The organism is Streptococcus sanguinis, assembly GCF_019929225.1.
Taxonomy (GTDB): Bacteria; Bacillota; Bacilli; order Lactobacillales; family Streptococcaceae; genus Streptococcus; species Streptococcus sanguinis_J.
The window spans coordinates 1-14,264 of record NZ_JAHZPA010000005.1; the positions used below are offsets into that span (position 1 = coordinate 1).

13 protein-coding genes and 1 pseudogene are annotated in these 14,264 nt (G+C 45.2%); 3 read left to right on the forward strand and 11 right to left on the reverse strand.

The annotated features are described in order from the left end of the window. Window positions 1-308 (forward strand): annotated as a pseudogene (locus K1I80_RS08365) (transposase); the annotation flags it as partial. 29 nt (window positions 309-337) lie between these two features. Here the strand turns inward: K1I80_RS08365 and fni are convergent. From fni to gla, 8 genes are all read right to left on the reverse strand, one after another. Continuing rightward, a complete protein-coding gene (gene fni, locus K1I80_RS08370; RefSeq protein WP_223313670.1) occupies window positions 338-1,345 on the reverse strand; it encodes a type 2 isopentenyl-diphosphate Delta-isomerase in 1,008 nt (335 codons plus the stop codon). Further along, window positions 1,326-2,345, reverse strand: a complete 1,020-nt coding sequence (locus tag K1I80_RS08375; RefSeq protein WP_223313545.1) for a phosphomevalonate kinase — start codon at window positions 2,343-2,345, stop codon at window positions 1,326-1,328. Before K1I80_RS08375 ends, fni begins: the two co-directional genes overlap by 20 nt. Then, entirely contained in the window at window positions 2,335-3,282 is a 948-nt protein-coding gene (gene mvaD / locus K1I80_RS08380) for a diphosphomevalonate decarboxylase (RefSeq protein ID WP_223313546.1), read from the reverse strand. The genes K1I80_RS08375 and mvaD overlap by 11 nt, the downstream gene beginning before the upstream one ends. Further along, the gene (gene mvk, locus K1I80_RS08385; protein ID WP_223313547.1) at window positions 3,264-4,142 is read right to left on the reverse strand and encodes a mevalonate kinase; all 879 of its coding nucleotides are present in this window, start codon (window positions 4,140-4,142) and stop codon (window positions 3,264-3,266) included. Before mvk ends, mvaD begins: the two co-directional genes overlap by 19 nt. Before the next feature lie 150 nt (window positions 4,143-4,292). Then, the gene (locus K1I80_RS08390; RefSeq protein ID WP_223313548.1) at window positions 4,293-5,228 is read right to left on the reverse strand and encodes a serine hydrolase domain-containing protein; all 936 of its coding nucleotides are present in this window, start codon (window positions 5,226-5,228) and stop codon (window positions 4,293-4,295) included. Continuing rightward, on the reverse strand, window positions 5,225-5,959 hold the full coding sequence (locus tag K1I80_RS08395; protein ID WP_223313549.1) for a CppA family protein: 735 nt from the start codon (window positions 5,957-5,959) through the stop codon (window positions 5,225-5,227). The genes K1I80_RS08390 and K1I80_RS08395 overlap by 4 nt, the downstream gene beginning before the upstream one ends. 95 nt (window positions 5,960-6,054) lie before the next feature. Beyond that, window positions 6,055-7,338 (reverse strand): DUF308 domain-containing protein, encoded by a 1,284-nt coding sequence (locus tag K1I80_RS08400; protein WP_125433881.1) that lies wholly within the window; start codon window positions 7,336-7,338, stop codon window positions 6,055-6,057. 64 nt (window positions 7,339-7,402) lie between these two features. Next, window positions 7,403-8,308, reverse strand: coding sequence for an aquaglyceroporin Gla (gla, locus tag K1I80_RS08405; RefSeq protein WP_125433880.1), 906 nt, complete (start codon window positions 8,306-8,308; stop codon window positions 7,403-7,405). Between the two features lie 104 nt (window positions 8,309-8,412). On the opposite strand from gla, the gene K1I80_RS08410 reads away from it, so the two are divergent. After that, window positions 8,413-10,701 (forward strand): Xaa-Pro dipeptidyl-peptidase, encoded by a 2,289-nt coding sequence (locus tag K1I80_RS08410; protein WP_223313550.1) that lies wholly within the window; start codon window positions 8,413-8,415, stop codon window positions 10,699-10,701. Window positions 10,702-10,739: 38 nt separating this feature from the next. On the opposite strand, the gene K1I80_RS08415 is transcribed toward K1I80_RS08410, so the two are convergent. Next, on the reverse strand, window positions 10,740-11,153 hold the full coding sequence (locus K1I80_RS08415) for a glycosyltransferase (RefSeq protein WP_223313551.1): 414 nt from the start codon (window positions 11,151-11,153) through the stop codon (window positions 10,740-10,742). Between the two features lie 169 nt (window positions 11,154-11,322). On the opposite strand from K1I80_RS08415, the gene K1I80_RS08420 reads away from it, so the two are divergent. Further along, window positions 11,323-11,622, forward strand: coding sequence for a YbaB/EbfC family nucleoid-associated protein (locus K1I80_RS08420; protein WP_032906355.1), 300 nt, complete (start codon window positions 11,323-11,325; stop codon window positions 11,620-11,622). A 106-nt stretch (window positions 11,623-11,728) separates the two neighbouring features. Here the strand turns inward: K1I80_RS08420 and K1I80_RS08425 are convergent, their stop codons facing one another. Both K1I80_RS08425 and K1I80_RS08430 read right to left on the reverse strand, forming a co-directional pair. After that, on the reverse strand, window positions 11,729-13,483 hold the full coding sequence (locus K1I80_RS08425; RefSeq protein ID WP_223313552.1) for a glycerophosphoryl diester phosphodiesterase membrane domain-containing protein: 1,755 nt from the start codon (window positions 13,481-13,483) through the stop codon (window positions 11,729-11,731). A gap of 90 nt (window positions 13,484-13,573) precedes the next feature. Continuing rightward, window positions 13,574-14,068, reverse strand: coding sequence for a DUF536 domain-containing protein (locus K1I80_RS08430; protein ID WP_002896624.1), 495 nt, complete (start codon window positions 14,066-14,068; stop codon window positions 13,574-13,576). Window positions 14,069-14,264: the final 196 nt, after the last annotated feature.

The window sequence follows — 14,264 nt, forward strand, 5'->3', positions numbered from 1 at the left end:
TCGACATCAAAGAGGGATGAAGGAGCTCTATAAGAAGCGCAAAGAAACCATCGAGCGGCTCTTTGGGACAGCCAAAGAATACCACAACCTCCGTTATACAAGAGAGAAAGGCAAGTCCAAGATGGAAGATAAGGTTGGGCTTACTTTGGCGTGTTTGAATCTCAAAAAACTAGTAAAAATGAGGGTGGACAAGCATTTTTATTTTGTTCAAATGACTATTATTCTATCAAAAGATGGAATTTTAGCCTGACAAACAGAAAAAGACAAACACCATTTGGAATGTTTGTCTTCGGTCTGAAAGGCCTTGATGGCCTTTTTTTGTATGTCTTTATGCTATTTATTGAATCTGTTCCTGAGCTTCTTTCAGTCGCCCATAGAGTAGATAGGGAACACTCTTTAGTTCTTGCAAATTTCGGCAGGACAAGGCGCACATGATGAGGCGCAGATCCGATTTCCAACCTTCTACAATATCAATAACTTCTTCCACTGAGTGATTCTCTACCAAGTCCAGCATGGTACGAGATAGGCCAACCGCCTTGGCTCCTAAGACAAGGGCTTTGATCATATCCAAAGGATGGCGGACACCTCCACTAGTCAAAAGTTCGACCTCATCGCGAAGTGGCTGAAGAGCTAGCAGGCTCTGCAGAGTAGATTGCCCCCAATCATTGAGGTAATCACGATTACCACCCCGCTGATTTTCAATATAGGCAAAGCTAGTACCACCACGGCCGGAAATATCAAAAGTCTGAATCCCCAAGGAGCGCGCTTCTTCGACAGTAGAGCGATCCATGCCAAAGCCAACTTCTTTAAGAATTAGAGGGACTTCTAATCGCTGACCATAATCTTCTAAGTGCTGTCTCCAAGAATGAAACTCCCGCTCGCCCTCTGGCATCAGCAATTCCTGCATGAGATTGACATGAACCTGCAAAAAGAGAGGTTGCAAATCAGCTATCGCCTGCTGAGCGGCTTGATAAGGCTTGTCCAAGCCAATATTGGTAGCCAGCAATAAATTAGGCCGACCAACCGCCACCTGATAGGAAGAATCAGAAGGATTTTTCAAGGCTGCGCTGTAAGAGCCAGTTACAAAAAGAAGGCCGCAACTTTCAGCCACTCGAGCCAGCTTCTCATTGATTTGACCGCCTTTGTGACTGCCACCAGTCATGGCATTGATGTAAAAAGGAAACTCCCAGTCACGGCCAGCAAAGTGAGTAGATAGGTCTATCTCTGCCAAATCATACTTGGGCAGAGAACGGTGAACCAGTTCCATTTCATCAAAACTGTTGTAACCCGGACGCTGCTCTAAGGCGTATTTGATATGGTCGTCCTTACGATTCTGGCTCATCATGGCCCATCCTTTCTCTGTATAATAGTTCAATGCCAGCTTCTTGCCAGGCTTGAATCAGTTTCTTGCTAGATGCGGCATCAAAGCTGAGAGCAATCCCACAGTCGCCACCGCCGGCACCACTGCTCTTAGCCACACAGTTCAGTCCCTCTGCCGCTTCTTTTAAGACTTTCAGCCTGTCTGTATAAATAGCTGGGCTGAGCCTTTCTAAGAGCTGGCTAGCCTTTTCCAGACTAGACTGAATAGCAAGCTTCTCTCCTGCTAGTAAAGCCCTCTCCAAAGTATCAACTTGCATCCTACTGCCTGTCAAAAAGGACTCTGAAATAGCTGACTTAACTTGATTGACCAAGTCCTTAGAAATCGCCGGCTGCTTGGTCCAGCCAACTAGAAAATCCATGGCTAAGCAAGGCTTAATACTACGAATTTCAAACCCCCAATCCTCTGCTAACAGCTGTAGCAAATTAACTTTGCCCATACGCTTGCGAACCAGCTCTCTATCAAAAGATCGGTAGTAAATCAGGTCTTCATAAGCAATGCAGGCTAGATCTCCCATGGAGCCATTGTCCCCTCGCTTGAGGAGAACGTAAGAAGCCAGCTTAAAGAGCAGCTCTGGCTCTAAGTCCAGCTCATAAAGGGCTGCCATAGCCTTGATGGTCAGAATAACAACACTACCACTGGAGCCAATCCCAAACTTCTTGCCTTCTCTCTCCATCTTGCCACTAATCTTCAGAGAAAAAGGCTGAAGTTGGTAGCCTAAGGCTAGCAAATAAGTGTTCATAACCCCTACCGCCTCCTGAATCAAGGCATAATCAGGGTCTGGCTCTAGGCTAGCGCTGTGTTCAAACATATCTGATGTCAAGTGATAGTAAGGCGCTGTCTGGATTTCCCCTGTCATATAGATGGGAATGGCCTTGATAATGGCCGGCTGACCGGCCGTCAGCACTGCATATTCACCCGCCAGATAGAGCTTGCCGCAGGTTTGGACTCTTGCACTAGCTTTCATCTGACAAGTCCTTTGTTTTGGAGACGATAAGCCGGTAGTCCTTCTCAAAAATAGCTACCAGATGGGCTAGGTCTTCCTCCAAGCAGAGCACCTTGACATTTGGCCCCGCATCCATGGTAAAGTAGCAACGCTCGCCCTGGTCCCGCAGCTTTCTGACAGCATCCATAGCTTGGTAAGACTCCTCTGTCAGATAAGAAAATGGCGGATAAGCTTTCTCTGTCGTAGCATGCATCCGAAGAGCATTTTCTTCAGTCAGCTGACCCACCTTGGCAAAATCATTGTCCTGCAAATAGCCTAGCATAGCCTGATAATCCAAGGCAGACTGGGCAATCCAATCTGGGAAAATGGTGGAAGTTTTAGCACAGAGCTCCATACCGTCGCGACTGGAAATGGGCTTTTTCTCAGCGTGAAGAACTAGCATAATCATGGCTAGCTTCAAATCCGTCTTGACTGGATAAATGGCCCCACTGTCCTTATCCCAGGCCGCTAGCGGACCAAAGAAAGAGCGAGCAGACGATCCTGAAGCAAACTTGGCCAGCTGAGCCAGCTCTTGCGTCTGATAGCCCGTCTGAAAATAAGCATTGCAGGCCTTGACTAGGGCAGACAGACCGCTGGAGCTGGAAGACAGACCCGCTGCTGTTGGCATATTATTGCTGGTATCAACGCGGACAAAACCATCTTCTGGAGAACGGAAACGGTCAATAATCTTACTGATTTTGGAATGTTCTGCCGGGCTTTGCAGCTGACCGTCAATATAAAACTCATCTCCAGTCGCTGTAGCCGGCAAAGGACTCAGCTGGGTCTCGGTATACATATTTTCCAGTGTCAGCGAGATACTGCTGGTAGACGGAATCATCTTTTCTGCATCTTTCTTCCCCCAATATTTGACAATTGCAATATTGGCATAGGATTTGACACTTACAGGCTTTCGATCCATGTGTTAATGGCCCCTTTCTCTCTCAATAAGGCGGCTAAGGCCTCCGCCTGACTTCTTTCTCCTACAAGAGCAATGACACAGCCGCCCAGACCACCTCCGCTCATTTTACCTCCCAAAGCTCCGTTTTCAAGAGCTGCCGATACCAGCTCATCTGCTTTCTGGCAAGAAACCCCTAGCTTGGCTAGCTTCTCATGAGCCTTGGTCATAGCTTGTCCCATTGTCATCAGGTCCTTGATAGAAATGGCTTTCTCAAGGATTTTCGTTAAATTCCCCAATTCCTGCAGCAAAGGCAGAGCCTTTTGACCCTGACTTTCTACAGCACGGATAGCTTCGCGGGTATGACCGTGAATGCCCGTATCTGCAATCACTAAAAAGGCATCCAGATCCAGCTCAATTTCACTGAAACCGAAATTGCGGATAAACTTAATAGCCACATCGCTGAGGCAGGTCTTGGCATCAAGGCCGCTGGGATTCATATGGGCAATCATCTCTGCCCGATTGGCTAGAATCTCCAGTGTTTGGTCATCCAGTTCTTCCTCAAAGTAGTCAAAGACCGCCCGAATAGCTGCAATACTAACCGCGGCTGAAGACCCCATTCCCCTCTTCTCAGGGACCATGGACTCCACCTGACAGCGTATCTTAGCTCCTTGCTGGCCTAGATGTTCTAGACAGGCAAAAACAGCCATAGACAGCGTATCCTCGGCGTAGAGGGTCCAGGCCCGCTCAGACGGAAAGACCTGACAGGTTACTTCAATACGATTAAGAGGCAGGGAAATGGCCGGATAGCCATAGACCACCGAATGCTCTCCCATTAAAATAATTTTACTATGTGCCTTGCCGACACCGATTTCTTTTGTCATATTCTTCTCTTGTCTGTAGATTCTCTCTATCTTATTTTAATATACTTTGGCAAAAAAAGCGATTTTTATTAAGAGAAAATCACTGGGGCTAGAGACCGATATTTATATAGGCAGACACGATAAAACTCCGGGGCTTGCAGCCGGAGTCTTTTAAAGTTCTCTTCTTATCAGGTCCATCAGCTGGTTACGATCCAAGATCCATTGAGCCCGCTCGTCTTTTTCATAGGTCCGGTTGGACAGGAAAATAGCCGCCTTTTGCTCCTTGCGATTATACATAATAAAGGTTCCTGTGTAGCCAGTGTGATCCAGCCAGCTGCCCTCTAGATTCCAGGCTAGACTGCGTCTTTTGCTAGGCTCCTTGGAAAAATTCTGGGGCAGATTGGCCGCAAAATCATCCTGCAGATAATGCTCCAGAAAGACTTCCAAATCCCTGAGAGTTGAAAATAAGCCAGCACTGCCAGCATGGATGCCTAGAACACGCGCCTTGGGGTCATGAACCTGACCATCATGGACACCGCGAACGGTCGGCACAGCTCCTAGAACTGGACCAAAACCAGTCTCAGCCAAACCCCAAGGCTGGAAAATCTGACTTTGAAAAATCTGATACAGGGACTGACCATAGATCTCTTCCAACATAAAGCCCAAGAGCAGAAAATTCACATCCGTATAGCGAAAGGTCTTATCTTCAAGCACTGTCAAATGATTAAGCGCTGCTTTCAACTCGGGGGCTGTCAGCTGGTCACGATTGGGAATAAAGGGATCCACCCCTGACGTGTGGGTCAAGAGCTGACGCAAGGTCACATCTTCTCGATGGAAGGCCGGATAGTAATGCTGCAAGGGCAAATCCAGCTCCAGCTTGCCCTGCTCATACAAAAAGGCTGCCAGAGTGCCAACTCCGACCACCTTGCTGACGCTAGCCAAGTCATAGACCAAACCCGCTTGAGTGGCCTTTTTTTCTTGCGGATTAGCTAGACCAAAGTAGAATTCCTGCCACCGGCCAGCTTGATACAAGGCCAGACTAGCACCGGGATAGATACCGTCTTTCAGCTGTTCTTGGATTTTACTGATGATTTTTTCTAGAGTCATGCTTCAAACCACAATTCAATCTTGCTAGAATCCTGACTCAGCAGGAACTTATCCGACTTGGGTACAAAGACCTCCTGCCCTTCAAAGATAGGACGCAGGGCAGCGGTTTCTAAACGATTGACCTGAGCTTTGAGCATGGTCAAGTCCCAAGTTAGGGCATTGTCTGCCTGCAAGTCTTGTCCCTCTGCTTCTGTAAAAATCAGGAAATCCAGCGCATTTTCAATCTTGCTGTAAAATTCTTGGGCTGCATTGGCATCAGGCACACGAATTTCTACCGTCTCTATCTCAAATTGGCTAAGACCGATGAAGTCCTCTTGCTTTTCAAATTCAGGCACCGCCGTGACCTCTTGCAGATTTGCTCTATTCTCTTCTGCATGCAGGAGAACTAGGTCTCCTTCTGGCGACAGGGCTTCAAAAGCATAGCCTTTCTCTCCTTGATACAGCTTTGTCCAAGCGGGCTTTTGAGCCAATAGAGACTCTATTTCTTTAGCATCTGCAACCTTGACAACGATTCTGGCTAATTTTTTAGGACCTTTGACTCGCCGCGACCGCATACTGGGTGATTCTTCCAGCTGCAGTTTCTCTGTCTTAGTCTGATCTCCCAAAGACAGAAAAGCAGCTTCCTCTAAAAGGGCCTTCATGCCCAGCTGATTTACAAAAAATTCTTGATTTAAATGACGATTATTTATCTTTAATACAGGGATAATTCTAATAATATGATTCGCGCTCATAATTCCTCCAAACCATTTTATTGTAATGGATTTTCATCTTTTTGACAAGAAATTATGCGCAAATAAACAATTTTTAAAACAAGAAGGCCTTGGATTTATTGGTAAACGGTCTGAGCAATGACCAAGCCTCTAGCGGACTCAAACTCGTACTGCAGATAGGACTGGTAGGTACCGGGCGCGATAATCCCGCGAATATCCAGAATATCTGTCCCAGCCTGCCCAATAATCGAATCTGCTAGTAGGCAACAGTTGGTCGACAGGACAAAATACGTCTTGAAACGACTGGTTTTAAACTTATATAGCTGCGCTCCTAGTTCATGCTTCAACTTGTAGGAGTATGTTGGCTGGCCATTTTTCAATTCTGCTGGCGGCTCCCATTCTACCAACAGCTGATCGATTTCAGCCAAGCGCTTTTCAACCGCCTCTTTCTCCTTATCTGTCAAAGCCAGAGAATAACCAAAGAGTGTTTTCTTGCTTTCTTTTTTGCAAAGCTCAATATAAGCGTCTTTAGGAACCTTGAAGAGAACACCGTCTCCAATCATGCCCTTGCATCGCTCAGAAAAAACATCATAGCTACCATAAGAAATCACTTGTCCCTGATAACAAATATCTACATGACCAATGGCTCCTAATAAACTTGTCTTTGAAGTATGGACCAAGACCTCCAAGTCCGCCTTTTTTTCTCTATTCTTAACAAGACTATAAACATTTTTACAATCAGAAGCTGCATCTCCCTGAATCAGTCGATTAAAGCGTTCCAGATTTTCTACCGGAATAAAGGCTGCAAAAATAATAGGTAGGTTAATACGAATTTGCCTACGTAGCCGATGTTTTTCCCAGTCGTTGTCGAAAAAGAGGCCATCCCGGATATTGGACATTCCCAGCATCATCAAATAGATTCCCAAAATCAAAAACTGTAAGTGTCCGTCGGTCGCAGGCGAAAGAATACTGGTCAGCCCAATCCCACCATAGAGAATGGTATCAAATAGATAGCGTAAACCTCCCTTGACATGATTTTGCCGATAAAGCAGATAGGTCATTCCGTAAATACCGGCAGTCAAGAGCTGGTAGCTACCCAAACTGATAATCACAATATTGACAGGCACATCACTGATTCGGTTGAGCCAGCTGATACCCATGGCGACTGCAATCTGAAGCAGACTATGCCAGACAGCCCCTTCTTTCTTGCGCGTAAAAACATGAAGAACAATATTTACCAAGCCAACAACTGTCAGATAAAGCGAAATAAAATCGAAGGCCAGCTTGGTAAATCTGAAGCCATTGACAATGATAATCAGGCCAAAAACAAGGGCTAAAAAACCAAAGAGTAAGGTCCTGCGGCCACTGACCTTATGAAATTTTGATACTTGCATCTCCATCTTTACCTTCTCTATCGTTCAAAAAAGAGCTGGGGGAAATCCCCCCAACTCTGATCTTATGTGCTTATCCGTAGATTGTTTTAAACAAGAGGACTGCTGTGATACCTGCAAGAATCGGTGCCACAACTGGAACCCAAGAATACCACCATTTTGAATCACCCTTGTGTTTGCCCAAAATGGATTCTGGCAGGATGAAGTGGAGGATACGAGGTCCGAGGTCACGAGCTGGGTTCAGTCCTGGTCCTGTAGGGCCTCCCAGAGAGGTTACCAAAGCCATTACCAAGAAACCAAGTGCCAAGTGAGCGACTGAAAGGCTACCAACTTGGAATGGTGCAACTTGGTCTTTAGCCTGAGATATTGCAGCAGCAATCTGTTCTTTAGGAACTGAAGTCCCTTGTGCTGCCATCTGAGCAGCTTGCGAATTGATAGTTGCTTCAGCTTTGCTCAACAATTCTGCTCCAAAGAAGTTCTTGGTCAAGCCCATAGCAGCAAAGAAAAGAACAAAAGAACCAACAAATTCATTGATAAAACCATTGAACAAGGCTGCTTTACGTGATTCAGGCGTGCCATGGTCTAGACTAGAGATGGTAGAGAAAGTACCCAAAATATTATTAGGATTTTCTGTTCCCAAATAGTAAGGGCGATGGGTCGCAACGACTAAAGCCTGTCCGAAGATAGCTCCCAAAATCTGCGCTGCAATATATGGTGCAACCTGTGCCCAAGGGAAATAACCGCTGACAGCAAGTCCCAAAGTAAAGGCAGGGTTGATATGGTTACCGGACACATTACCAAACATCAAAGCTGGAATCATAACCCCCATACCGTATCCGACAGCGATGACTAACCAACCGCTCTGGTGTCCCTTAGTTCCTTTTAATTCAACGTTGGCAACAGCTCCGTTCCCCAAGACAATGAGGATAGCTGTTCCTAAAAATTCTGTGGCGTATTTAACGACCCATTCGAAATCCATTTAGTGATTCTCCTTAAATATTTTTTAGACAAAGTCTATTTTATCAAGTATAATGGATAATGTAAAGGTCATTTTTAATAAAAATAAGAAAAAGAGGGAAGAATATGCGTTTTAATCAGTATAGTTATGCAAGAACGAAACGGGAAAATATGTTGATAGAATTAGCTGAATTAGGCTTTTTTTATGACAGCAATCGCTCTGACAAGGAAAATCTTGAAGATTTTCTCCGCACCAGCTTTTTCACTTATAAAAATACAGATTATCCCTTGAAATCCTGGGCTGCTGACAGCCAAACAGACCTGCTGAGCTTTTTCCAGTCTGACAGAGAACTGACAGCACCTATCTTTTACACTGTGGCTTTTCAACTGCTTGAGTTCTCGCCCTTTATTGATTTTACAGATGTTGAGGCCTTTCGCAAGGAAACAGGCTTTCCCATTACATTTGGAGACTTGTTGGAAAATCTCTACCAGCTGCTCAACACTCGGACAAAAAATGGCAACCTCTTAGTTGATAAGCTAGTCAGCGAGGGTTTGATTCCTGAGGACAATACCCACCACTACTTCAACGGCAAGAGCCTGGCAACCTTTTCCAGCCACGATGCCAGCCGAGAGGTGGTTTATGTAGAAAGCCGAGTTGATACCGATGGAAACGGTCGGCCAGACCTCATCAAGGTCAGCATTATCCGGCCCCGCTATCAAGGACAAGTTCCTGCTGTCATGACCGCTTCTCCTTATCATCAAGGAACCAATGACCCCGCCAGCGACAAGGCTCTCCACGATATGAATGTGGACTTAGTAAAAAAAGAACCCCATCAAATCACAGTCCAAGATCCTGAGCTCAAATTGCTCCAACTGGATTCGCTGGCCCCTGCCCAAGAAGTCTCTGAAGCCGAGGAAAAATTGGGTCATATCGGCACCTACACGCTCAATGATTACTTGCTGCCCCGCGGCTTTGCCAATCTCTATGTGTCTGGTGTAGGAACTAAAGACTCTGAAGGACTGATGACCAGCGGCGACTATCAGCAGATCGAGGCTTATAAGAACGTTATTGACTGGCTCAACGGTCGCTGCCGAGCCTTCACCGACCACACTCGCCAACGGGAAATCAAGGCCACCTGGTCCAACGGAAAAGTGGCTACGACCGGTATCTCCTATCTGGGCACCATGTCCAATGGATTGGCAACGACTGGAGTAGATGGGTTAGAAGTCATTATCGCTGAATCTGGGATTTCTTCTTGGTATAATTACTACCGCGAAAACGGCCTTGTCACAAGTCCTGGCGGCTATCCAGGAGAGGATTTTGAATCCTTGACCGAACTGACCTACTCCCGCAATCTGAGGGCTGGTGACTACCTGCGCAACAACGACGCTTATCAGCGAAGCCTAGAGCAGCAGCGCAAAGACCTAGACCGGCAAACCGGAGATTACAATCAATTTTGGCATGACCGCAACTACCTGCTCCACGCAGAGAAGGTCAAGGCTGAAGTCGTCTTCACCCATGGCTCTCAAGACTGGAACGTTAAGCCTCTCCATGTCTATAATATGTTTCGGGCCTTACCGCCCCATATCAAAAAGCATCTTTTCTTCCATAACGGTGCCCATGTTTACATGAACAACTGGCAGTCCATCGACTTCCGCGAGTCTATCAATGCTCTGCTGAGCAAGAAACTGCTGGGATGTGAATCAGACTTCGAACTGCCAGCAGTCATCTGGCAGGACAATGGCCAAGCTCAAAGCTGGCTGACCTTGGAAGACTTCGGTGGACAAGAGCAGAATCTTCATCTCCAACTAGGCCAAGACTGCCAATCTATCCAAAATCAATACCCAGAAGAAGACTATAATCGTTTTGCTAAAAACTACCAAAGCTTTAAGACTGAGCTCTTTGACGGTAAGGTCAACCAGATTACTCTGGACTGGACCTTGGAAAAGGACCTCTTTCTCAACGGAGCGAGCCAGCTCAATCTTCGCCTCAAATCCAGCACCGATAAGGGATTGATTTCTGCCCAATTGCTGGATTTCGGACCAGCTAAACGCCTAACTCCGATTCCGACTCCTATTGAGCCTAGAGTCATGGATAACGGCCGCTACTACATGCTGGACAATCTGGTTGAACTCCCCCATACTGAAACGCCTCATCGCGTCATCACCAAAGGCTTCATCAACCTGCAAAACCGGACCAACCTACTGACTGTCGAAGAAGTCACTCCTGACCAATGGCTGGAATTTTCCTTTGAACTGCAACCAACCATCTATAAAATGAAAAAAGGCGACCAACTGCGCCTGGTCCTCTACACTACAGACTTTGAGCATACCGTCCGTGATAAGACCGACTATCAGCTGACGGTAGATTTGGAACAATCTAGTCTGGATTTGCCGACCATGACGTTACTTTAATAAAAGAAAAAGACGCTGAGATTCAGCGCCTTTTTCTTTTATCGTAGATTGAGATATTTCTCTGCATATTTTTTATAATCTGGCTTTTCCTTGCGGTTCATAGCAAAGAGCATACTGCCTGTGAGATAGTCATCGTCTGAGTCAGGAATTAGCATAATAGCAATATTTTTATCTTTCTCAGGAAAGATGATAGAAAATGTTCCGCCATTATCTTTCCGAGTCAGGCCGTAATAACTCACTCCATTCTTAAAACCAACTGCATTTTGAGTATACTCATACTCTTCTTCATTGACAATAATGGTCTTGTCTTTTATTTCAATGGTCTTTTGTTCACCGCTAGCATCCTGTACATTCCATTTTCCCTGAATTTTGGGACTGCCGCTGCAGCCAATTAGGATGAAGAGGGATGAGAGCACTACCAACAGCAAAGCTTTTATCTTCTTGTTTTTCAAGTTGTCTTCTCCTTGGTATATAGATTCATGACCATTCTACTATAAAGGCTAAATTTTTGTCAAACCTCTTAGAAATCTTCTTCTTGCCACTTTTCCAAAAAATGATATAATTTGAAGAGTGAAGATTACCAAGGGCTTAGCCCTTGTGAGAGAAAGGAAAGAAAATCTTATGATGAACATGCAAAGCATGATGAAGCAAGCACAAAAGCTTCAAAAACAAATGGAAAAAGGACAGGCAGAACTAGCTGCAACAGAATTTACCGGCAAATCAGCTCAAGACTTAGTCGTTGCTAAACTGACTGGCGATAAAAAGGTAGTCAGCATTGACTTCAATCCAGCAGTTGTGGATCCTGAAGATTTGGAAACTCTGTCAGAGATGACTGCGCAGGCCCTGAATCACGCGCTGGCTCAGATTGATGAGGCCACTCAGAAGAAAATGGGCGCTTTTGCAGGTAAATTGCCATTTTAAGCAAGATAAATAATCTCTCAACTTAACTAAAGTCAAGACGAACCATCAAAAAAAGACTGAGATTCTTCAGTCTTTTTTGATTTATAGTCGTTTCCTCACTAATCCACTACACAAAATTAAGCAAATCTGCTGCCTTACTCATCAAAAGCAGGGCATAGTCGGGTTTGTTTTGCAGTTCCTTGATAGAGCTCTGCACCAGCTCTAAATCATCAGTAATCATGCCGTCAACGCCCAAGCGGAAGGATTTGCCGATGCTATCCGTATCATTAATGGTCCAGTCATAGAGTTGCTTATCCGTCGTCCATAGCTTATCGACAAAGTTTTCATCGAGGGTCGAGTACTCCATCGTATAGCCGGAAGCCTGTGTCCGTGGGAAAATAGTATTGTAGGGCAGGATAAAGAAGGTCGGTATGCTCTCATCATACTGGACTGTCTTGTCAATAACCTGATAGTCCAAAGACTGAATCTGATGGCCATAAACCTTGATATTGGCTCCGTATTGGCTAAGGAAACGGTCCATCATATCGTCTGAGTCCAAGCTGCTGGTCTTGATTTCTATCAAGAGTCTCTGGCCCATCTGATTGGCTCGTTTGAGATAAGCATCAAAACTGGAAATTTTGGCAGTGTGTCCATTTTCTGAAATATCTAAAGCTGTCAGCTCTTTCAGAGTCAGCTCTTGCGGTTTAGCATCAACGCCGGCCAAGGCTTTTAGATTGGCATCGTGCATCATGACAAACTGGCCATCCTTGGTCTCCTGTACATCCATTTCGATATAATCTGGCTTGAGCAGGGCAGTTTTCTCTAGCGACTCAACTGTATTCTGAACACCATTTCCCTGCGAAACCCCACGATGCGAGATGGTCAGAGGGACGTTTTCCAAGGGCAGATTGAGATAGACAAAGCCTTCAAGGGCAAAGACAGAGCTAGTGACCAAAAGGATAAACCAGCGCATGAGAGGCAGGCCTTTTCTGTAGCGGTATTCAGACAGCTTACTGTCTGTCAGAAAAGCCACAAACTTAATCAGAAAGTAGGCTACCATGAAGTAATAAGCCAGCTTTATGAGGCAATAATTGACAATCGCTGCTGTCAAGGCTATCTGATTGGACTGGCCATCCGCATACTGCTGCAACACTAAAATCGGAATGCTGCTTAAAAGAAAGAAGAGAAAGCTCTTAGCCAGTATCCAAAAGAGCTGCCAAGTATAGCGAATCAAGTGCCCCTTGGTCTTCTCCAAACTATACCTAATCGCATCTCGTAGGCGGAAATGCTCAAAAAAGAGCTTGGGCAGGGCAAACATCAGGCGGACAGCTATCAAAAAAAGCAGAAACCCTAAAGCATAGATTGATAGTCTCATCCATAAGGCCGTCTTGAGATAGGTCACGATAAATTCTGGAATCAGAATTTTATTCAAGTAGTAGATTTTGAGAATTTGCCGCAGAAAGGGAAAGATAAAGCCCATATACAGTGCAATAAAGAGGACCTTGCTGGGCCTAGCGTAGCGAATCAGCGAGCCGCTGTCTTTGAAACTTTTCTTAATGAACTGAAAGGCGCTTCGTTCTTCCTCGTCCAGAAGATTGCGGAGCCCCATAAATATCAGTCCAATCTGAAAATAAGCGACAAAGAGATTGGCCGCAAAAAGCGCTAGAAAGGCTAAGCCAACCCAGACATTTGAAGTCAGAACTTTAAAGGCATTCGTATAAGATAAGAAGAGGTAGCCTGTCTGCTTGAGCAGAGTCTCTGCTGCAAAGGAGTTGAAAGGCACCCAGGCCAGCTCCATGAGCATAAAGACTGTGAAAAAGAGCAACAGAATTTTATCAAGATTGCGATAGAGACGTAAAAGTCCCAGTCTTTGTGATTTCATTTTCCTCCTTTATGTTGTGAACGATACAAAACTTGCTAAAAAGCGATTCTTATTTAAAACAAGGTTGAGACAGATGTCCCAACCTTATTTTTATTTTCCAAATAAACGTGCCCAGAAGCCCTTGCTTTCCTGCTCCTGCACCTTTTCCTTGGCTTCATCCAACTCCAACAGCAAGGTTTCACGCTCATTCATAGCCTTGGCTGTTAGCTGCTGCTGCTGATCCAGTTGCTTGTCCTTTTCAGCAATCTGGACATCCTTAATGCGCAGCTGCTCATCTTTCTTAGCTAGCTGGCTATCCTTGGCCTTAAGCTGCTCATAGAGACGCACAATCTCAGCATTTTTTTCGTCCACCAAGATTTCCATCAGCTCGCGTTGCTTCACATCTTCGCTAACAGGTTCATCTTCAAAAATAGTTTTCTTATAAATCTCTTCCAGCTTAATCAAGCCGCTGCGGGTCACCACCGTGACTCCTTTTTCATTCTTTTCCGTATCTTCTGGCGGCAGTGCCTTGACACGATTGTTAATCGCCTGGCGGCTAACTCCAAGAATCTCGGCTAACTCGCTGACTGTCTTTTCAATTGCCATAATTTCCTCAAAAACTTTTTCTAGTTTGTAGATACCTAAATCTTATCATATCAAGCCTTAACTGTCAAATTTCACAATATTTTTTGAGCCTGACTCCTATCTTTTTAGCCCTTTTTTATGATACAATGAGACAGATTAGTCTAATAAAAGAAATGAAAAAATCGAATGAATTTAGAAGCCTAGAGATGTTCAGCTA

Coding starts and splice junctions, on each gene's coding strand:
- fni (WP_223313670.1), bottom strand. CDS start 1,345: ATGATGAGCCAGAATCGTAAGGACGACCATATCAAATACGCCTTAGAG.
- K1I80_RS08375 (WP_223313545.1), bottom strand. CDS start 2,345: ATGAAAGCTAGTGCAAGAGTCCAAACCTGCGGCAAGCTCTATCTGGCG.
- mvaD (WP_223313546.1), bottom strand. CDS start 3,282: ATGGATCGAAAGCCTGTAAGTGTCAAATCCTATGCCAATATTGCAATT.
- mvk (WP_223313547.1), bottom strand. CDS start 4,142: ATGACAAAAGAAATCGGTGTCGGCAAGGCACATAGTAAAATTATTTTA.
- K1I80_RS08390 (WP_223313548.1), bottom strand. CDS start 5,228: ATGACTCTAGAAAAAATCATCAGTAAAATCCAAGAACAGCTGAAAGAC.
- K1I80_RS08395 (WP_223313549.1), bottom strand. CDS start 5,959: ATGAGCGCGAATCATATTATTAGAATTATCCCTGTATTAAAGATAAAT.
- K1I80_RS08400 (WP_125433881.1), bottom strand. CDS start 7,338: ATGGAGATGCAAGTATCAAAATTTCATAAGGTCAGTGGCCGCAGGACC.
- gla (WP_125433880.1), bottom strand. CDS start 8,308: ATGGATTTCGAATGGGTCGTTAAATACGCCACAGAATTTTTAGGAACA.
- K1I80_RS08410 (WP_223313550.1), top strand. CDS start 8,413: ATGCGTTTTAATCAGTATAGTTATGCAAGAACGAAACGGGAAAATATG.
- K1I80_RS08420 (WP_032906355.1), top strand. CDS start 11,323: ATGATGAACATGCAAAGCATGATGAAGCAAGCACAAAAGCTTCAAAAA.
- K1I80_RS08425 (WP_223313552.1), bottom strand. CDS start 13,483: ATGAAATCACAAAGACTGGGACTTTTACGTCTCTATCGCAATCTTGAT.
- K1I80_RS08430 (WP_002896624.1), bottom strand. CDS start 14,068: ATGGCAATTGAAAAGACAGTCAGCGAGTTAGCCGAGATTCTTGGAGTT.